The following is a 19,121-nucleotide window of genomic DNA, read 5'->3' as shown; positions in this document are numbered from 1 at the left end:
GTGTAGAGACGCACCGCAGTGCGTCTACGTAATCTGCATCTATAATCTATTTTTTAGGATGTATTGATTTAACCGCAAAGTTCGCAAAGGTTTCGCGCAGATTTTACAGATTTTTATTTAATCGGAAATTTAATTTTTAGATAAAGAAAGTATACAGTTTGTCAATTCAGAAATGACAAGATTGTGGGAACATAAAGTGTAATTATAAATGTAAAAGTTCTTGTTTTACGGTTTGCGTGAGGGATAGAAGCGGATAGCCCACAGCCTGACGAAGGAAGTGCGAGGACTTGTAGCGAATAGCCCGACCCTTGTGGTCACGCCCAAATTTAAAGTCTTTTATGGAGTAATTATTTGTTAATAATTATGGTTATAACTTCTTGTTTGACCAATAAGGAACTTCCTTTAAAGCGATACTATATTTATATATTTGCCGGCTTACAAATAATAATTATAATTTAAAATAATGAAAGTAAAATTTTACTTAATAGTAAGTGCTTTATTAATGTCGGCATTAGTACATTCTCAGTCTGGAGGAATTACATTTAACTTGGGAATGGGAGAGCAAAAAGCTGATGCAATTGTTTTTAAAAAAGACAAACAAAAAATTAGTGGAGTAGTTAAATTTCCTGGGGTTGCTGATAAAAAGGTAAAAATTAAAGTAGGAGATGAAAATGAAAAATATGCAAGTAAAGACATAGATTCAATTCAGATTTTTGACCAGAATAAAAAACTGACTTATGTTTTTGTATGGACAAAAACAAAAGTGTACAAAAAAAAGGGTACGGAGTTTAAGATTATTGATGAAAGCTGGATATGTAAAATAATTAATGGAAATGTATCTTTATATTTAGGAGGTGAGGAATACGGGATAAAAGAAGTTAAGGTTGAAGATGAAAAGACTAAAGAGAAGATAAAAGAGAATAAAATGAAAGTTGTCTCTAAAGATGTTAATCATTACATGAAAAGGAGTAAGGAGGATTATCCGGTATTGGTTTCTATAAGTTCAAATGCTCTTTCTGCAGGATACAATGCTTTTTTTAGAGAGTATGGAGTTTATTATTTTAGTGATGATTCTGAAATTGCTAAGAAGATAGAAGATAAAGAATATAAATATTATGATATTGAGGTTGTTGTAAATTTGTATAACAAAAAACGAGAGCCAAAAGTTGAACCAAAAGTTGAGCCAAAAACTACGAAAACTACAAAACCAAAGACAACTAAAAAAACTACCAAGAAAAAATAAGCAATAAAAAAAGCGATACTTTATTTTAAAAAAGTATCGCTTTTGTGTTTTTAATGAAAATGATCTTCTTCGATTTCAAATTCGGCATCTTTCTCCCAAATTTCCATTTCGCAAGGTTTACAGTTGAATTTTAGTTTGTATTCTAGTTCGCCTTGTTTTAATACCAATGGTTCTTTTACTTTAACACCCATTATGTCTTTTTGGTGTATTGGACATTTTTTTAATTCGTATTTGATACAATATTTAGTAGTCATTACACGAGATTTTCCTGGATCCCATTGTAATTCAAATGCTTTTTCGATTTCGGTTACGCCATGACGTTCGTAGAATTTACGAGCTGTTTTGTTCGAAACGTTGTACATGAAATCCAATTTGGTTTCTGGATACGGATGTGAAGTTTTTACCAATTGGTGCTCTTCACGTTTGTAATTTGCCAAACGAATTTCGGTTAACTGATCGTAAACAGTTCTTCGCATTTCGTTGATTTTAGAAATAGGAAGGAACCAGTTTTGAGTAAACATGACATTAATTTCATCGGCTGTATAAGGTGTAAATCCTGTTTTTGCCAATTGTGTTTTGATGTTTTCTTCGATTGATTCACCAGTTTTAGTTTGTTCTTTAGAATGTTCTAAAGTAACAATACTAACATTTCCGTCTTCGTCGGTTGCTATTAACTCAAAACCTGTTTCGTTTTCTGTAAGTAGTAAAGTGGTGCTTAGTTTACGTACGGCACTATCTTCTCTTTCTACAATTTTGATAAAAGCGGCATCGTTATTACGGTAGATAAAAGTTCCGTCTTTTACTTCTTTTAAAACGTTTGGATAAATTTTACCGTTTTCGGCTTTGTTTACATAGATTCCGTCGGCTTCGTTATTTTCGTTGATGAAGCAAAGTCCGTCACCGTTGTTTAGTAATTCGCCATTTTCGATTTCGTAAGCATTTCCAACAGTTCGGATTAATTTACCAATATATTGTCCTTTTGATTTTGGGCTTTCCCAAGATCCTATACTATGATTTCTATCGTTTACAAAATAGTCGGTATATCCACGATTGAAAGTTCTGTTTAAAGAAGAATCAAAAGTATAGGTACATTTTCCAGAAGAAGCTTTCGTGTATTTATCATTTCCTTCTGCTTCTAAGAAACTATCTAATTTTTGACGTAAAAACGATACGTTGTTTTTAACATAAACAACATCTTTTAGTCGCCCTTCGATTTTAAAAGAAACGATTCCTGCTTCAATTAAATTAGGGATTTGGTCTGAAATATCTAAATCTTTAATCGACAGTAAGTGACTGTTTTTGATTAAAGTTTCTCCGTTTCCGTCAATCAAGTTATAAGGTAAACGACAGTTTTGTGCACAAGAACCACGGTTGGCACTGCGTTCTCCGTTTGCCACACTCATATAACAGTTTCCACTGAATGAAACGCATAAAGCTCCGGTTACGAAAAATTCTAATTCTACATCAGCCTCGTCGTATATTGTTTTAATTTGATGCAAATTCAATTCACGGGCTAAAACCACACGTTTTATTCCAGCATCTTTTAGGAACTTAATTTTATCTGCATCACGATTATTAGCTTGTGTGCTGGCATGAAGTACAATAGGAGGTAACTCCATCTCCATGATTGCCATATCCTGAATAATTAGTGCATCTACACCAATATCGTATAATTCATAAATCATTTGACGACACGTTTCTAGTTCGTTGTCGTACAAAATGGTATTCATTACCACAAAAACCTGAGCATTAAATAAGTGAGCATATTTTACTAATGCAGCTACATCTTCTAGTGAATTGTTGGCATTAGAACGTGCTCCAAATTGTGGTGCACCAATATAAACTGCATCGGCTCCACTATTTATAGCTGCCATTCCTCCGATTAAATCTTTAGCAGGAGCTAATATTTCGATTTTTTTCTTCATCGAGTTGATGATAAATTATTTATTTCTAAAACTTTATGCTTTTTGGCTTTCGCCTAAAAAAGTTTGCAAAGTTCTTATAAATTATTTGAGTTTACTAATACTGAAGTGACTTTTTTTAAAATAGTTAGATAATAGAAGATGTTTGGCTTTTTTATTTAATCAGTAATAAAATCATATTCAGATTTAGGAAGCAATGTGGCAAATTGCAACATTTCATTGAAAGATTCTTTCATTATTGACCCTCTCATCCCTTTGTTAATTATTTTTTCATAGTTGCTTTCGGTCGTAATGCTTCCAAAATTTATAGATATATTCATTTTTGACATTCCAGATAAAATTATTAAATTGTCTTTGAAAGTAAAATTCAGGAAATATGAAGCGTTTAATTTTTGCAAATTTTTTGGAGATGTTTGAATGAATAAAAATTCCTTGTCTTTTTTCTCAATTGAATAATTATTTTCTATTAATGTTTGTCCAATCATTTTGAAATTTTCTTCGGCAGTTTTATTATTCTTAACTAAAATTTTCCAAGTTTTTTTCGGGGGATCTTGAATTAAAGTTGATTGAGCAAATGTAAGTTGAATCACAAAAAATAAAGAAAGTAATAAAGTTGAAATTTTCATGATATACTATTTAAGTTGGTTTAAAATTAATCTATAGGAAATGTATATCCTGCTGTAAATGCACCGAAACCTTGTTCACCTGATAGATTTCCGTAAAAGGTAACTCCAATTTCTATGTTGTTTTTTGGGCCCAATGCAAGTCCTAAGCTAATCGGAATATGTGGAACTACACCGCTTTTTTTCTCATTGACTTGATTAGTGTAGGTTTCAAATGAACCGATAGAAGCGCCAATACCAGTTTCTATAAATGGTGCAACCCAAGGAATTGGTGCGCAAAGACGAACTTTTGCTCCTAGTAAAAATGCATTAGTTTCTACTTTGTAGCCTTGTGGGTTTTTAACGGCATCTTCGCTAGTTGAGGTAAAAATAACGCCAGCATAAGGTCTTACGCTAAACCATTTGGTAACTCCTATTATATATTCTCCTTGGGCAAAAAAACCAGAACCATCGATGATTTCGGGATTTTCTTCTTCGTAATTTGAAGTGCTAGATCCATAGCCTATTGAGACTTTGATAAAATTTCCTTCTGTTTGGGCTTTTGCCAGATTAGATGAAATTATTGTAAAAATAATAATGATAAAGATTTTCCGAAATACTGAATTCATAATTGGTTGGTTATTTGGTTTGTAATGTTTTATAATAAAGATTATATTTTTCATATTGTTGTTTTATAGGAATCTCATATTCGTTTAAATACTATAAAACGGTTTTTATTTGCGGGCTAAAAATACTAATAATATTATCTAAAAAGTAATGTTTGTTTGGTGAGTAATAATACAAGGGTGTAAGGAACTTGGTTTCGTGTATTTAATATCAGCATGCAGACATGAGTAGTAATAGAAAACAAAGTTCATTATGTTTTTCATTTTTTAAATTCTATCCTGTTTTAATTATAGCAGACGGTTTCAACCGTGTGATGCGGATTGCGATAATACATTATGCTCCAACGGTTGAAACCGTTGGCTATGTTTACAATATGTTATTTGTGCTTGCAATCTGTTGTTTATTAGTAAAGTTGATAGTGATTAGTTTTTGGGTTAGGGATAGGAGCGATATCCTTTTATTTTTTCTTTAAAAAATAAAAGATATAGTCGGATAGCCCGACCGGAGGAAACCCCATAAAAAAACAGCTTAAAGTATAAAGTGATGAAACTTTAAACCTTAAGCCGTTTTAATAAACTTATTTTATGTTGTTATGCAGCTAAAGCTTCTTTGATTCTGCGTAATGCTTCTTTTAGGATATCGTCGCTTGTTGCGTAAGAGAAACGGATACAATTTGGGTTTCCGAATGCATCTCCTGTTACTGTTGCAACATTTGCTTCGCCAAGAAGATACATAGATAAATCATTAGCATCTTTGATGTGTGTTCCTTTTAATGTTTTTCCGAAGAAAGAAGATACGTCTGGGAATACGTAAAATGCTCCTTCTGGAACGTTGATTTTTACTCCTGGAATTTCTTTTAATAATCCAACTACTAAATCTCTACGTGTGTGGAAAGCCTGTACCATGTGGTTTAATACACTTGGGTCAGCATCTACAGCTGTAATTGTAGCACGTTGTGCCACAGAATTTGCTCCAGATGTTACTTGTCCTTGAATTTTTGTACACGCTTTTGCGATGAATTCTGGAGCTCCAATATAACCAACTCTGTATCCTGTCATGGCAAATGCTTTTGCAACTCCGTTTACAGTGATTGTTTTTTCTAACATTCCCGGAATTGAACCGATACTGCAGAATGTTCCTGAGAAATTGATGTGCTCATAAATTTCGTCGGCAACTACGTATATATTTGGGTGTTTTTCTAACACTTTTGCAAGTGCAGTTAACTCTTCTCTGCTGTAAACTGAACCTGAAGGGTTACAAGGAGAACTGAACCACATCATTTTTGTTTTTGGTGTAATTGCTGCTTCTAATTGTGCTGGTGTAATCTTGAAATCAGTATCTACAGATGTTGGAACTTCTACTGGAACTCCTCCTGAAAGTTTTACGATTTCGAAATAAGAAACCCAGTATGGTGCAGGTAAAATAACCTCGTCACCTTCGTTTAACATTACTTGTGCAATGTTGTATAATGATTGTTTTGCTCCTGTAGAAACTACAATTTGAGTTGGTTTGTAGTCTAATCCGTTATCTCTTTTGAATTTTCTGCAAATTGCTTCTCTCAATTCTAAATAACCTTCTACTGGAGAATATGTACTGTAATTTTCGTCGACTGCTTTTTTAACTGCTTCTTTAATAAAGTCTGGCGTGTTAAAATCAGGTTCACCTAAACTTAAACTGATAATGTCTTTTCCTTGTGCTTTTAGTTCGCGTGCCAAAGCTGCCATTGCTAGAGTTTGTGATGTCGCAAGGTTGTTGATTCTGTCTGAAAGAATATGGTTCATTATAAAATTTTTGAATGTCCTTAATTTCAACTTTAATTAAGGATGGTTAATTATTAATAGATTTTTTTAGTTTAAACTGATAATCCAGGTTTCATCCCTAATTCACGTAAATGTTTGAAGTGAGCAATAATAGCACTTCCCATTGTTTTGTATTCGTAATATGGTAAATCGCATTCTTTTGCAGTTTCTTTCACGATTTTTGCAATTTTACCATAATGAATGTGACTTATATTTGGGAAAATATGGTGTTCGATTTGGTGATTTAATCCTCCAGTGTACCAGTTTACAATTGCGTTTTTTGGAGCAAAATTGGTTGTAGTAAATAATTGGTGAATAGCCCACGTATTGTCCATTTCTCCTAATTCGTTTGGAGATGGGTTTGTAGTTTCTTCAACAACGTGTGCCAACTGAAATACAACACTTAGGATTAATCCGGCTGTATAGTGCATTACGAAGAATCCGATTAGTACTTTCCACCATGCAATTCCGATTACGATTGGTAAAACAATCCAGATTGAAACATAAATAACTTTTGTTATAATAAGTGTTGTCCAAAGAATCTTTGGGCTTTTTGGCTCACCATAAGATAATTTTCTTTTTAGGTAGTTTCGCATTTGCTTAAAATCGGTTGTAATTGCCCAATTAAATGTCAATAAACCATATAAGAATACAGAATAATAATGCTGAAAACGGTGAAAACTATGCCATTCTGCATGTTTTGTAAAACGAATAATTCTTCCTGCATCCAGATCTTCATCATGTCCAGGAATATTAGTATAAGTATGGTGTAAAACATTATGTTGTACTTGCCAGTTGTAAACGTTTCCTGCAAGAACATAAATAGTTCCTCCCATGAATTTGTTAATCCAGTTTTTAGTCGAATAAGAACCATGATTTCCATCGTGCATTACGTTCATTCCAACACCTGCCATCCCGATACCAATTACGATTGATAAAAGTAACATTACCCAAAAAGGCATATTAAGTGTAAGGATTAAAAAATATGGTGTTAAAAAAACAGCAAAAAGAATAACGGCTTTTAAGTGTAACTTCCAGTTTCCGGTTTTCTGAATATTATTCTCTTTGAAGTAATTGTTTACTCGAGAGTTAAGTGTTCTGAAAAACTTCAGATTGTCTTGCTTTGCAAATATAGGAGCAGTCTTATTCATAATTAATTTAAATAGTTTTCAAAGGTAATTATTATAAATTTTCAATTTGCAAAATTGAGTTAAATATTTCAATCGTAAAGTAGTACTTTTGTTAAAAATTTAAAGCAATGGACGAGATATTGAAATATTTTCCTGATTTGACCGATCTTCAAATCGAACAATTTCAAAAATTAGACTTTTTATACCACGATTGGAATGAAAAAATCAATGTAATTTCTAGAAAAGACATTGATTCCTTATATACAAAACATATTTTACATTCGTTAGGGATTGCAAAAATCATGAAATTTGAACCTGGAGCAACAGTTTTAGATGTTGGAACTGGAGGTGGTTTTCCTGGAATTCCTCTAGCGATTCTTTTTCCTGAAACACGATTTTATTTAATTGATGTAATTGCCAAAAAAATAAAAGTGGTTCAAGGTGTTGTTGATGCATTAGAATTAAAGAATGTGAAGGCTGAACAAAAGCGTGCTGAATTGGTTAAAGGAGATTTTGATTTTATTGTAAGTCGTGCCGTAACCAATATGCCGGATTTTGTTTCGTGGGTGAAAGAAAAAATTAAGAAACAACACAAGCATACTCTAAAAAACGGAATCCTATATCTTAAAGGAGGAGATTTAGCAGAGGAACTAAAAGATTTCCCTAAAGCTACGTTGTATGATTTAGCAGAAATATTTGATGATGAATTTTTTGAAACTAAAAAAGTGGTTCATCTTCCTTTGAAGTTTACAGTTTAAAACATATCGAATACAATTTATAAAACCCTGTCTGGATTAGATGGGGTTTTTGCTTTTTAGATTGGTATGGTTTGTTGCTCTATTGGCTGGATGTGAATACAAGAAAGAAGTAAGAATTTACTTCGTCTGTTCGACTTTCAGTCTCGAGTCACGAATTTGCTCAAATTTTAATGAGATTAACGTTGTTTGTGGAATTAATTTCACAAACAAATTAGTGATAATTAGTGAAATTAGTGTTCAAGATTGTTTAAATCGATAGTATCATAACAGAAAGATAATTTTGTTACTAAGTGTATTTTTTTATCTTTGAAATACTTACAAAAACAAAGTAATGATGGATAGAAGGAAGTTTTTTAGAAATGGCTCTTTATTTACAATTGGAGCTGCTGTAATGAATCCTTTTCAGGGTTCTGCAAATATTTTAGATTTAGAATCGGTTAACAAAAATAAAAAAGCTAAAAATATTATTCTTTTAGTTAGTGACGGAATGAGCACAGGAACTCTAAATATGACTGATTTGTTCCTGAACAGAAAAACAGGAAAAGGTTCTAATTGGATTCAGTTATATAAAGACAATCGGGTTTCTAGAGCCTTGATGGATACGGCTTCGGCTAGTTCTATAGTAACCGATTCGTCGGCTGCAAGTTCTTCTTGGGGTGGTGGTTTTAGAGTAAATAATGGGGTGCTTAATGTAAGTCCTCAAGGTGAGCCACATTTACCTATTTGGCAAAAGTTCAAGAAATCGGGTAAGATGGCTGGTTGTGTAACTACTGTTCCTATTACTCATGCAACTCCCGCTGGGTTTTGTGTAAATAGTAAAAGCCGAAATGCTCAGGATGATATTGCCGAACAATATCTAGATCTTGGTTTTGATGTTATGATGGGTGGAGGTTCAAACTATTTTAACTCTGGGGTAAGAAAAGATAAAAAGGATATGTATGCTGCTTTTAAAGCAAAAGGATATCAGGTGGTAAAAACGCGTTCTGAGATGGATGCAGCTTCTAATTCTCAGCCTATTTTAGGTGTGTTTGCAGAAGATGGACTTCCTTATTATGTAGATAAAAACAGTGATGATAATTTAAAACAAACAGTTCCAAGCCTTGGTGAGATGGCTCAGAAAGCTATTGATAGAATGAAAGGTCATAAAAACGGTTTTGTTTTACAAATAGAAAGCGGAAAAGTGGATTGGGCTGCACACGGAAATGATATTGCAGGTTTAATTAATGACCAAATTGAGTTTGACGAAGCAGTAAAAATTGCGATAGATTTTGCCGAGAAAGACAAAGAAACTTTAGTGATAATTACTACGGATCACGGTAACGCAAATCCTGGGATTATTTATGGTAAATACGCTAATGAGAATTTTGATAGCATCCAGAAATATACACAGACTAACGAGTGGGTTTTAAATCAGATAAAACCTGATTCTTCGGTTGCTCAAGTAAAGGAAATTATAGAAAAGGCTAATGGACATTCAGTTTCGGATGAAGATGCCAAAACGGTTTTGAGTTATTATGATGGTTTGCATAAGGAAGACGGATTGTACAACTACAAGAAATTGCCTTATAAAGCTTTTGCTGAAATGCAAGGAAAAATAAATTCTGTAGGTTGGATTAGTATGGATCACTCTGCCGATTATGTAGAGTTGGCAATGTTCGGTCCCGGAAGTGAACTTTTAAAGCCTTTTGTAAAAAATACCGATTTACATTATTTGATGTTGCAGGCTGCAGAAGTAGAAAATAAATTTTAGTTTACTTCACTCGTTAGTTTGAATTAATTTTAACACATAGTGACATAGGTTTTGTATGCTTTAAAAGGCATTTCACTTATTTTGAATACACATAGTTTGCTATGCGAAAGAAATGTATTTCTTTTTGTGTTCTTTGTTTAGAGATTAAATCTATGTCACTATGTGTTAAATGAAATCGAATTCTGGTTTATGGGGTTTTACTATTTAATAGTTTTTAAATACGTTAGCCAGTTTTCTTTATAACTACTACCTATTGGGATTTCTGTTGTGTTTATTTCGACTTCGTTTTTAGAATAAGCAGTCAGTTTTTTTGTCTGAATGATAAAAGAACGATGAACGCGAACAAAATTTGAATCTAATAATTTCTCGAAAGCTGAAATGTTCTGTTTAAGATGATGCGATTTTCCGTTTTCTAAATGTATAGTGATATAATCTTTTAGACTTTCGATGTATAAGATTTCTTCAAAAATTATTTTGATATTTCTATTCCCGCTTGATACAAAAATATGATTTTCGGCAACTGCTTTTTCTTCTTTTTTGGGTGTTTGTAATTGTTTGAATTTTTCTATCGAAACAAAAAAACGATCAAACGTAATTGGTTTTAAAAGGTAATCTATAACATTGAGTTCATATCCTTCGATAGCATATTCGCGATAAGCGGTTGTGAAAATTACCTTAGGAGGATTCTTTAATTTTTTTAAAAAATCATTTCCTTTTAATAAAGGCATTTCGATATCCAGAAATAGTAAATCGACTGTATTTGTTTCTAAAAAAGTATATGCTTTTAATGCATTTTCAAATGAATCAACTAGTTCAAAATTGTCAAAATTACCTAGATGCGCCGCAATTAACTCTCTAGCCAATGGTTCATCGTCGACGATAATGCATTTATATTTCATTTGAAAATTTTATATTTAATAGATGCAATTTTAATCTTTTTGAGGTTTGTTTGCAATCTAATCTAGTTATTTTGTAGTTTCTTTTGCTATACGTTCTAAAACTTCTATCGCATTTTTATTCTCAGGATTTAGTTCTATAGATTTTTTATACATTGTAATAGCTTCGTCCTTTTTATTGATTTTTAGCAAAGCTTCACCATAACTATCATATGTATTTGCACTTTTTGGGTTTAAAAGCATATTTAATTTAAAGACTTCGGCTGCCTTTTCATTTTCATTTTTGCGTAATAATTCATATCCCCAATTGTTTAAATCGTCTTCGGAATTATTGTAAGTCAATTGCTCTTTTTTATCCTCGTTAAAAGCTTGAATTGTGTATTGTAAAGCGCGTTTTTGAATTTCAGTTTTTTGTTTAGAGCCATTTGCATACATTTTGGCAATTGTGGTAATTACCAATGGCGGATTGTCCATCCAAATAGCATGACCACAACCATAAGCTGTGATATCGGTAACATTAGGGTTATTTGCTACATATTTATTATGACCATTTTTCCATTTTTCTATTTCTTCAGGCATTTTATAGAAAGGGATTCCGTTAATAAAATCAACAACTGGAATGGTTTGAGGAATAGACAACTTGCTCATTATTTTTACAGTTTCGGCAATAGTTGCCGACATATAATAAATGCCTTTATTGTTTTTTTTCCATTGTGGTATTAGTTTATCTTGTGTGGCTAATATTTTTTCGATGTAACCGTCTTCAAAATAGCTATGGTTAACATCAATTAATACAACCCCTTTTACGAGTTTAGGATGTCTGGTAGCATAGAGGGTTGATAGATAACCTCCGTAAGAATGTGAAACCAATATGATTTCTTTATCGTATCCCAGTTTTTTTAAGCCAATTTCTAAATCTTCAATGTTACTTATGATTCCGTGTTTGGATTCATCGGTTTGTAAAGTATCAATTGTACTTGTACCAAAACCAGCTCTGTCATAAGTTATTAAAGTAGCGTTTGTAATCTCGGAAATTGGTTTTAAAATCGAATTCCAAACCGAGCCATCATTCCCACCACCAGCATCAAAAAGAATGGGAGTTCCTTTGCCTTTTACGATCTTAAAATGAATCTTGTGATTGCCAACATTGACTAAAGTATCAATTGTTTTAGATTGGCTATTTGCGGTGATAAAGCAGAAAATAGATAAAAGACTAATTAAGTGATGTTTTTTCATAAAATTTGAAATGATTAGTTTTGATAGTAAATTGATTTTTTGGAATTTATAGATAAAGAGAAAGTTGAACCTTATAAAGGGTTTGCGTTTCTTCCATTTCTAATTGATGTTTTTTTGGATATAATAGATCTAATTGTTTTCGGACATTTTCTAATCCAATTTTTGATTTATCCGAAATTGTTAAAATGCCATTTTGAGGTTTTGTATTCTCAATGTCAAAAATGATTTGTCCTTTTTTGCTCTCTAAATTTAGTTTGATAGTAGCTTTTTTGGTTTCGTTAATTACGCCGTGTTTAAAAGCATTTTCTATAAAAGTCAATATAATAAGAGGTGAAATTTTGTTGCTTTCCTGAATGTCTTTGGTAAACGAAATATCCAATCTGTTTTCGCTATAGCGAAGTTTTTCTAAAGCAATGTAATTCTCAATTAAGGCAATTTCTTTTTCGATAGAAACATAATCTTCATTGCAGCGGTATAATACAAAGTCCAGAATTTCGGATAGTTTCGCAATTACTTCGGGTGCTTTGTCATCTTTTTTAAGGGTCAATGTGTATAAATTATTCAGCGTATTAAAAAGGAAATGGGGATTTAATTGATTCTTCAATACTTTTAATTCCATCGATTTTTTCTCTTCTTCCAGTTTTAAAAGACGTTGTTGTTTGCGATTAAAACTAATAAAACCCAATATGATAATTGGATAAGTGATAAAAGAAAACTCTCTGAATATTAATTTAAATGAAGTTAATCTTTCGGGAACAGACATTTTGTGCCCAAGCCAATCATCAAAGAAACCAGGAAATTTAGGTTCTAGATAATAGTATTTAAAAATCATTAGAAAAGCAAAAACAAGATAAAGCCAGCTTAAAGCTGAAAATATAAAAAGCAAGTATTTTTTTTTGTTCAGAGTTTGAGGAATTATCCAATAAATTAATCCGTAAGCGGCGATTGCCTGAGCAATAACTTTCCAGGTATAAACAAAAGTAAAGTCATAAGAACTAGTATCATTAGACTTGCCAGAGATGTATAATAACAAAAAGGAAATCCAATAGATACAATGAAATAGAATTCTTTTTAGGTCGATGTTTTTTAAAAAACTCATTATAACGGTTTAAGAGGGACAAGATAATAAAATATCGAAGTATGCTTTGTTCGTAGGGTTAAATAAAGACTTTTTGCTCCTAAAAATAGTATTTAAGCATACGAATGCATTATTCTTTTAAAATAGATTATTTGAATGCTAAAGTTGTGTTTTTGATTGCGCATAAAATAGGGAATTGACTCTAAAGCTATATTCGCTTTAAATATATAAATCATGATAAAACTGATTCTTCTATTCGCATTATTTTTAGTAAATGAACTAAAAAGTATTCTGTATTAAACGATCAAAAAATAATTAAACCTAAACAAAATGAAGACAACGATTAAAAGCGTAATTGGTATTCTGATTTTCATGAATACCGTAAATTTATTTTCGCAAGAGAGCAAACAAGAAATTACTTATAGCGAAGTTTCAAAAACAATTAAACCAACTTTGTTTGCCGATTTAGGCGAAACTTGCCAAACTCCCGACGGAATGGCTTTGGACAAAAAAGGGAATCTTTATTTGTCAATCACTAATCCAGTTACGTTTGAAAAGCACGGAAGTAAGATTCTAACATTTGATGAAAATGATAAACCCGTAACTTGGTTTGATAAATTACCCGTACATCCCATAACGAAGAAAGTACATCCTATGGGAATGGAATTTGGCCCTGACGGAAATCTGTATTTAATGGATAATCAGTTTTTTACGGATAACGAAAATTTTTCCAGATTGATAAGAGTTGTAGTCGAGAATGGTAAACCTAAATATGCTGAGGTTTTGGCAGAAAGTTTCAACTTTGGCGAAGCTGTAAGGTGGTATAAAAATCGAGTTTATATAACAGATGCTCTTTTTGAGAATAGACGAGAAAGTGGGATTTATACTTTTTCATTGGAGGAATTAAATAAAGGCAAAATAATTTTGGATAAGAATACGAAACCAAATTATTTAGTAACAACATTTACTCTTAAGCCTGAAGTAACAAAAAGAACTATTGGAATTGATGGTATTGCTTTTGATAAAAAAGGAAATTTATATGCAGGAAATTTTGGAGATGGAGTGATTACAAAACTGGAATTAGCAAAAGATGGTAAGCTAAAATCTAAGAAAGTAGTTTTTGACTCGGATAAATTAAAATGTTGTGATGGCTTTTTTTACGATGAGAAAAGGAATTCTATTTTTATTGCCAGTTATGACTATAATAGCGTTTATCAATTGGATTTAAATACGAATACAATTCATTTAATTTGGGAAAATGGTAATGCTGATGGTTCTGACGGACAATTAGATAATCCTTGTGAAACGATAATTTATAAAGGAAAATTATTGGTTGTAAACTACGATACTTTTAAAGGGGAGAAGAATACTGAGATAGATTCCTTTCATACTATTTCTAGTTTTGAATTAGCTAAATAGACTTAATTCATAACAAAAAAGAATCCCCACAAGTTTTAAAAACATTTTAAACTTGTGGGGATTTCTCTAAAAATATATTGAATTAACTAGCCTCTTTTGGGAAACATAAAAAAGGATTTGTTTCGTAGTTTAAACTCGCAACAAAATCTTTTATAGAAGTTTCCGAAGATTTTGCACTGTATATATAAAAAGGATCAAAGAAAAAATCACGGCTAATTACTGGTTCTGCCGATGGATTATAAACTTCTTCATCTGTAGCTTTTATATTGTCATACGTATATTGACAAGGAAAGATATGTTTAAGTTCTTTTAAAGTATTTTTAAGCCATTTATTAAATATTTTTTTCTTTGGAGAAATGTGGCGTGCAAGTAATGCTAAACCTACGATTTCGCTTTGAAGATAATAAGATCCTTTTCTGCGTAGTACATCAACCATTCTTACATTCATAAGAGCAACCCATAAAGGACCATCTATAGGACCAGTTGCAGGAGCATCCATATTAAGGTCAAAAACTAGGGGTTTGGTATACTCAGGATTTGATATAGAACACCAAAGAGCTTCGATGCGCAGCTTCATTTCTTGTGATGATTCGGTATGACTTTTATAACGCCAGTATATCCATTCAAGTAATGCAGCCGTTAATCCTAAAGAAGCCTTGTAACTAATACTTTCTAAAGCATTTTCTAGCTTATTATGATTCTCTGCCGGATCAATAAGTTTCTCCATGATTTTTTCATTCCACTTAAAATCAATTGCGTGACCAACACTTTTTGCTTCACGGATTATTTCAGGTACTTTCTCTAAACTTTTCATAAGTCATTTTAATTTAATTCCATATTTATGTGCGAACATCCTATTCTTTTCCTTTGAGTTTATTTACTAGGTTAAGAAAGTTCAAATTTACGGGTGCGCTTATTTTTTTTATGTCAGGAAAGGTTTTAAAAGTAACATTATAAGGTTTTTGGAAAAGGTATGTTTTTGATAACCAACTGCGTACGAAAACGATTACAAATAATCATCAGGTAAGATGTTTTCATCTTTTATAAAAGTAAAAACCCACAAGATTCAAATAGTTTTGAAACCTGTGGGTTTTAATTGTTTTTAAACTTTAGAGATTATTCTCCTAAAAACGGATATCTGTAATCTTCTGGAGTTACAAATGTTTCTTTTATTGTTCTTGGAGATGCCCAACGCAATAAGTTTAATGCAGAACCTGCTTTATCATTTGTTCCTGATGCTCTTGCACCACCAAATGGTTGCATTCCTACAACAGCTCCTGTTGGTTTATCATTAATATAGAAGTTACCTGCAGCATTTTGTAATTTTGTTGTAGCTACTTCGATAGCATAACGATCTTGACTAAATACAGCACCAGTAAGAGCATATTCAGAAGTAGTGTCAACTAATTCTAAAGTTTCTTCCCATTTTGCATCTTCATATACATATATAGTAATAACTGGTCCGAATAATTCGGTTTCCATTGTAGTATATTTTGGATTTGTAGTTACAATAACTGTAGGCTCAATAAAGTATCCAACAGATTTATCGTAGTTTCCACCAACGATTATTTCAGCATCAGCATCTTTTTTAGCCTGGTCAATAAAACTAGCTAATTTATCAAAAGATCCTTCGTGAATAACTGCAGTAATAAAGTTACCAAAATCTTCTGGTGAACCCATTTTCATAGATTTCACATCAGTGATTATTTGCTCTTTTACAGCTGGCCATAAACTTTGTGGAATATATGCTCTTGAAGCTGCAGAACATTTTTGTCCTTGAAATTCAAATGCACCACGTACAATTCCTGTAGATACTTGTTTAGCATTAGCACTTGGATGTGCAATGATAAAATCTTTACCACCAGTTTCTCCTACGATTCTTGGGTAAGTTTTGTAGTTGTGAATGTTTGCACCAATTTTAGCCCAAATATCTTTAAATACATGAGTTGAACCTGTAAAGTGTACTCCAGCAAAATCACGACTTGCCAATACAGTATCGGTAATCATTAATGCATCACCAAAAACTACGTTGATAACACCGTCTGGAACTCCAGCTTCTTTAAAAACTTCGATGATAATTTGAGTAGAGAATACTTGGCTATCACTTGGCTTCCAGATAACAACATTCCCCATCATTGCAGCACTTGCAGGAAGATTTGCAGCAATAGCAGTAAAGTTAAAAGGAGTAATTGCATATACAAAACCTTCTAAAGGTCTGTATTCAAGACGATTCCATGTTGTAGAATCAGATTTTGGTTGGTCTGCGTAAATTTGAGTCATGAACTCAACATTGTAACGTAAGAAGTCAATCAATTCACAAGAAGCATCAATCTCAGCTTGGTGAATGTTTTTTGATTGCCCAATCATTGTAGCTGCATTTATTCTGGCTCTGTAAGGACCAGCAATAAGTTCAGCAGCTTTTAAGAAAATAGCAGCACGTTGTTCCCATGCCATATTTGCCCATGCATCTTTTGCTTCAAGTGCATTAGCAATTGCTTTTTCTATATGTTTTTTTTCGGCTAGGTGGTAAGTTCCTACTACATGTTTGTGGTCATGAGGAGCCGTGATGTTTCTTGTGTTCCCAGTTTTAATTTCTTCACTTCCAATGTATAACGGAACATCAATTTTAGAGTTCCACATTGTAGTATAAGCTGCTTGTACTGCTGCTTTTTCTGGTGAGTTTGGTGCATATCCTTTTACGGGTTCGTTTACCGCTTTAGGTACATGAAAAAATCCTTTTAGCATATTGTTTAGAATTAGATAATTAGACAAATTAACAGTTGGATAATTCATTTTATACGAATTATCTAACGCTGTACAAAAGTACAAAGGATAAACTAATAATTTGATAATTTTAGTATAAGATAACTATAAAAAATTTCTATAGAAAAGAGATTAGTTTAATGCAAATGGAGCGCACATTCTAAATGTAGGAACAATAACTTTGAAAATTTTTGTAGTAGTAAAATTAACCATGTTAAAATATCCTTTCATTGCACCGTAAGGAGATGACAATAAACAGCCTGAACTATAGGTATGAAATTCGCCAGGTTTTAAAACTGGTTTTTTTCCAATTACGCCTTCGCCATCTACTATTTCGATATCGTTTAATGAATCAAAAATTTCCCAATGACGAGAAGTAAGTTGTACAGAATCCTTGCTATGATTCTCTATAGTAACCACATAGCTAAAGGCAAAGTGAATCTTGTAGTTCTTGAAGTAGGTACCTTCAAAACTAGTTAAAACGGATATTTTTATGCCTCTTGTTATTTGAGAAACCATACTAAAGTGGTATATATGTGCGTAATAGAAGCAAATTTACAAAAAAAAATGATTCAAAAAAACCATTTCTAAAATGTTTTTAATTGATGATGTTCAGGGAGTTTGCATATCCTTTACCAATTACACGATCATAACGGTCTCTATTCTCTCGATAATAAACCAATATAGTGTATTCATTTTCGGTTTGGAAAAAATTACCATCGATTGAATTCTCATAATCAATTGCTCCTTTTTTATCGGCTATCTGATATTGGTAATTAGTAAATCCTTGTTTTATCATTATGGCTTTTTCGTATACGCCTTTCTCAGTATTATAATCCATTTTATTCTCGGGAGTTAAACCGTAATTGTTGAACATTCCGTTAATGTAAATGTCTTTGTTGAGACGGAAGGCTGGTGCCGAAAGCGAGAAATAAACCCAAGCATAGTCAGCTTCGACTTCATTATTTGTTGCATTCATGTTTTTTACAACAAAGTTTCCATTTATATCCTGATAGTTTGTGTAAGGAAAGTTTCCTCTGGCGCTATTGGTGTATAAATAAGAATTATAAATGTCTTTGCTAGAATCGACTCTTCCTACATTGTTACCAGCGTTACGAATATCTTTATTTTCAAAATATAAAAATTCATTTCCAGCCCAGAATTGGGTTTCATTATTGTATTTATATATTAAATCATTTCCAATTGTGTATTGTGGTGGAACGTTTTTAATTCCGGTATTAAAGTTCCCATTTTGTATTAAAAACACTTTTACACTTTGTAATGGAGTCTGAAAAAGAAAAGAGTTAGATTTTATAGCAAAATCCAAATTATGCTTGTATTCGATATCGCTTACTGTTCGGCTTCTTCTTACCTGAGCAGGAACAGTAACTAAGTTTTCATATACAATGAACTTTCTGGAAAAGATAACTTCTTTATCTTCATTTAGAATCTTAATAATATAATTACCTGTAATCAACAATTGGGTATATTGATTTGGGAAAGATACTTTATAGTGTGAATATATCTGTAAGGTGTTAAATGAATTGGTATAATTGGTGATTCTCTGACCGTCAAATCCTTGTAAATAATCTGTTTTTGGAATATCGGACGGAATCCAATTGTAATCGCAATGTGTAATTTCGTAATAATAATCAGCTTCATTACCAAATAAATCATCAAACTGGAGTTGAAAACTATTTCCTAATTCAAATATCGGAACAACATTTTGTCCACCTTGTTCAAACGAAACTGTTTTGATATTATATGGTGGAGTGATTTCTGATTGTACTTGGGCTGTAGCTGAAGTAAAAACAAGAATAAAAATTAATTTTCGGAAGAATGAATTTGGCATAATATATTATGTTGCAAGATTGTAAATATAACAATTTTATATAACG

The 19,121-nt window shown here is 32.1% G+C and carries 16 protein-coding genes; 4 read left to right on the top strand and 12 right to left on the bottom strand.

Translation table 11 applies throughout. The features are described 5' to 3' along the window. The first annotated feature begins 463 nt into the window (after window positions 1-463). Window positions 464-1,243, top strand: coding sequence for a hypothetical protein (locus OA93_RS22775; RefSeq protein WP_039116429.1), 780 nt, complete (start codon window positions 464-466; stop codon window positions 1,241-1,243). A 50-nt stretch (window positions 1,244-1,293) separates the two neighbouring features. Here OA93_RS22775 and OA93_RS22770 read toward each other — a convergent pair whose 3' ends face one another. The 5 genes from OA93_RS22770 to OA93_RS22750 form a co-directional block, all read right to left on the bottom strand. After that, on the bottom strand, window positions 1,294-3,168 hold the full coding sequence (locus tag OA93_RS22770; RefSeq protein ID WP_039116428.1) for a U32 family peptidase: 1,875 nt from the start codon (window positions 3,166-3,168) through the stop codon (window positions 1,294-1,296). A gap of 155 nt (window positions 3,169-3,323) precedes the next feature. Continuing rightward, complete coding sequence (locus tag OA93_RS22765; protein WP_039116427.1) at window positions 3,324-3,791, bottom strand: hypothetical protein; 468 nt, start codon at window positions 3,789-3,791, stop codon at window positions 3,324-3,326. A gap of 26 nt (window positions 3,792-3,817) precedes the next feature. Beyond that, a complete protein-coding gene (locus tag OA93_RS22760) occupies window positions 3,818-4,450 on the bottom strand; it encodes a hypothetical protein (RefSeq protein WP_052259579.1) in 633 nt (210 codons plus the stop codon). 534 nt (window positions 4,451-4,984) lie between these two features. Beyond that, window positions 4,985-6,175 (bottom strand): pyridoxal phosphate-dependent aminotransferase, encoded by a 1,191-nt coding sequence (locus tag OA93_RS22755; RefSeq protein ID WP_039116426.1) that lies wholly within the window; start codon window positions 6,173-6,175, stop codon window positions 4,985-4,987. Window positions 6,176-6,246: 71 nt separating this feature from the next. After that, on the bottom strand, window positions 6,247-7,344 hold the full coding sequence (locus OA93_RS22750) for an acyl-CoA desaturase (RefSeq protein ID WP_039116425.1): 1,098 nt from the start codon (window positions 7,342-7,344) through the stop codon (window positions 6,247-6,249). Window positions 7,345-7,451: 107 nt separating this feature from the next. Between OA93_RS22750 and rsmG the strand changes: the two genes are divergently transcribed. Next, complete coding sequence (gene rsmG / locus OA93_RS22745; protein WP_035618001.1) at window positions 7,452-8,081, top strand: 16S rRNA (guanine(527)-N(7))-methyltransferase RsmG; 630 nt, start codon at window positions 7,452-7,454, stop codon at window positions 8,079-8,081. 334 nt (window positions 8,082-8,415) lie between these two features. Then, a complete protein-coding gene (locus OA93_RS22740; RefSeq protein WP_039116424.1) occupies window positions 8,416-9,831 on the top strand; it encodes an alkaline phosphatase in 1,416 nt (471 codons plus the stop codon). 200 nt (window positions 9,832-10,031) lie between these two features. Here OA93_RS22740 and OA93_RS22735 read toward each other — a convergent pair whose 3' ends face one another. The 3 genes from OA93_RS22735 to OA93_RS24325 form a co-directional block, all read right to left on the bottom strand. Further along, window positions 10,032-10,730: a response regulator transcription factor gene (locus tag OA93_RS22735; RefSeq protein WP_039116423.1), complete on the bottom strand. Its 699-nt coding sequence runs from the start codon at window positions 10,728-10,730 to the stop codon at window positions 10,032-10,034. 66 nt (window positions 10,731-10,796) lie between these two features. Then, entirely contained in the window at window positions 10,797-11,963 is a 1,167-nt protein-coding gene (locus OA93_RS22730; protein WP_039116422.1) for an alpha/beta fold hydrolase, read from the bottom strand. 46 nt (window positions 11,964-12,009) lie between these two features. After that, complete coding sequence (locus tag OA93_RS24325; protein WP_052259578.1) at window positions 12,010-13,062, bottom strand: sensor histidine kinase; 1,053 nt, start codon at window positions 13,060-13,062, stop codon at window positions 12,010-12,012. 309 nt (window positions 13,063-13,371) lie between these two features. Between OA93_RS24325 and OA93_RS22720 the strand changes: the two genes are divergently transcribed. Further along, the gene (locus tag OA93_RS22720; protein WP_039116421.1) at window positions 13,372-14,460 is read left to right on the top strand and encodes a hypothetical protein; all 1,089 of its coding nucleotides are present in this window, start codon (window positions 13,372-13,374) and stop codon (window positions 14,458-14,460) included. A gap of 82 nt (window positions 14,461-14,542) precedes the next feature. Here the strand turns inward: OA93_RS22720 and OA93_RS22715 are convergent, their stop codons facing one another. The 4 genes from OA93_RS22715 to OA93_RS22700 form a co-directional block, all read right to left on the bottom strand. Next, on the bottom strand, window positions 14,543-15,274 hold the full coding sequence (locus OA93_RS22715) for a hypothetical protein (RefSeq protein WP_039116420.1): 732 nt from the start codon (window positions 15,272-15,274) through the stop codon (window positions 14,543-14,545). Window positions 15,275-15,576: 302 nt separating this feature from the next. Further along, complete coding sequence (gene pruA, locus OA93_RS22710; RefSeq protein ID WP_039116430.1) at window positions 15,577-17,205, bottom strand: L-glutamate gamma-semialdehyde dehydrogenase; 1,629 nt, start codon at window positions 17,203-17,205, stop codon at window positions 15,577-15,579. Window positions 17,206-17,355: 150 nt separating this feature from the next. Further along, window positions 17,356-17,742, bottom strand: coding sequence for a Co2+/Mg2+ efflux protein ApaG (apaG, locus tag OA93_RS22705; protein WP_035618015.1), 387 nt, complete (start codon window positions 17,740-17,742; stop codon window positions 17,356-17,358). A 79-nt stretch (window positions 17,743-17,821) separates the two neighbouring features. Then, window positions 17,822-19,075, bottom strand: a complete 1,254-nt coding sequence (locus tag OA93_RS22700; RefSeq protein ID WP_039116419.1) for a DUF5103 domain-containing protein — start codon at window positions 19,073-19,075, stop codon at window positions 17,822-17,824. Window positions 19,076-19,121: the final 46 nt, after the last annotated feature.

This window comes from Flavobacterium sp. KMS, assembly GCF_000813005.1.
In the GTDB taxonomy this organism is placed as follows: Bacteria; Bacteroidota; Bacteroidia; order Flavobacteriales; family Flavobacteriaceae; genus Flavobacterium.
This window is presented reverse-complemented; position numbering and strand designations above follow the sequence as displayed.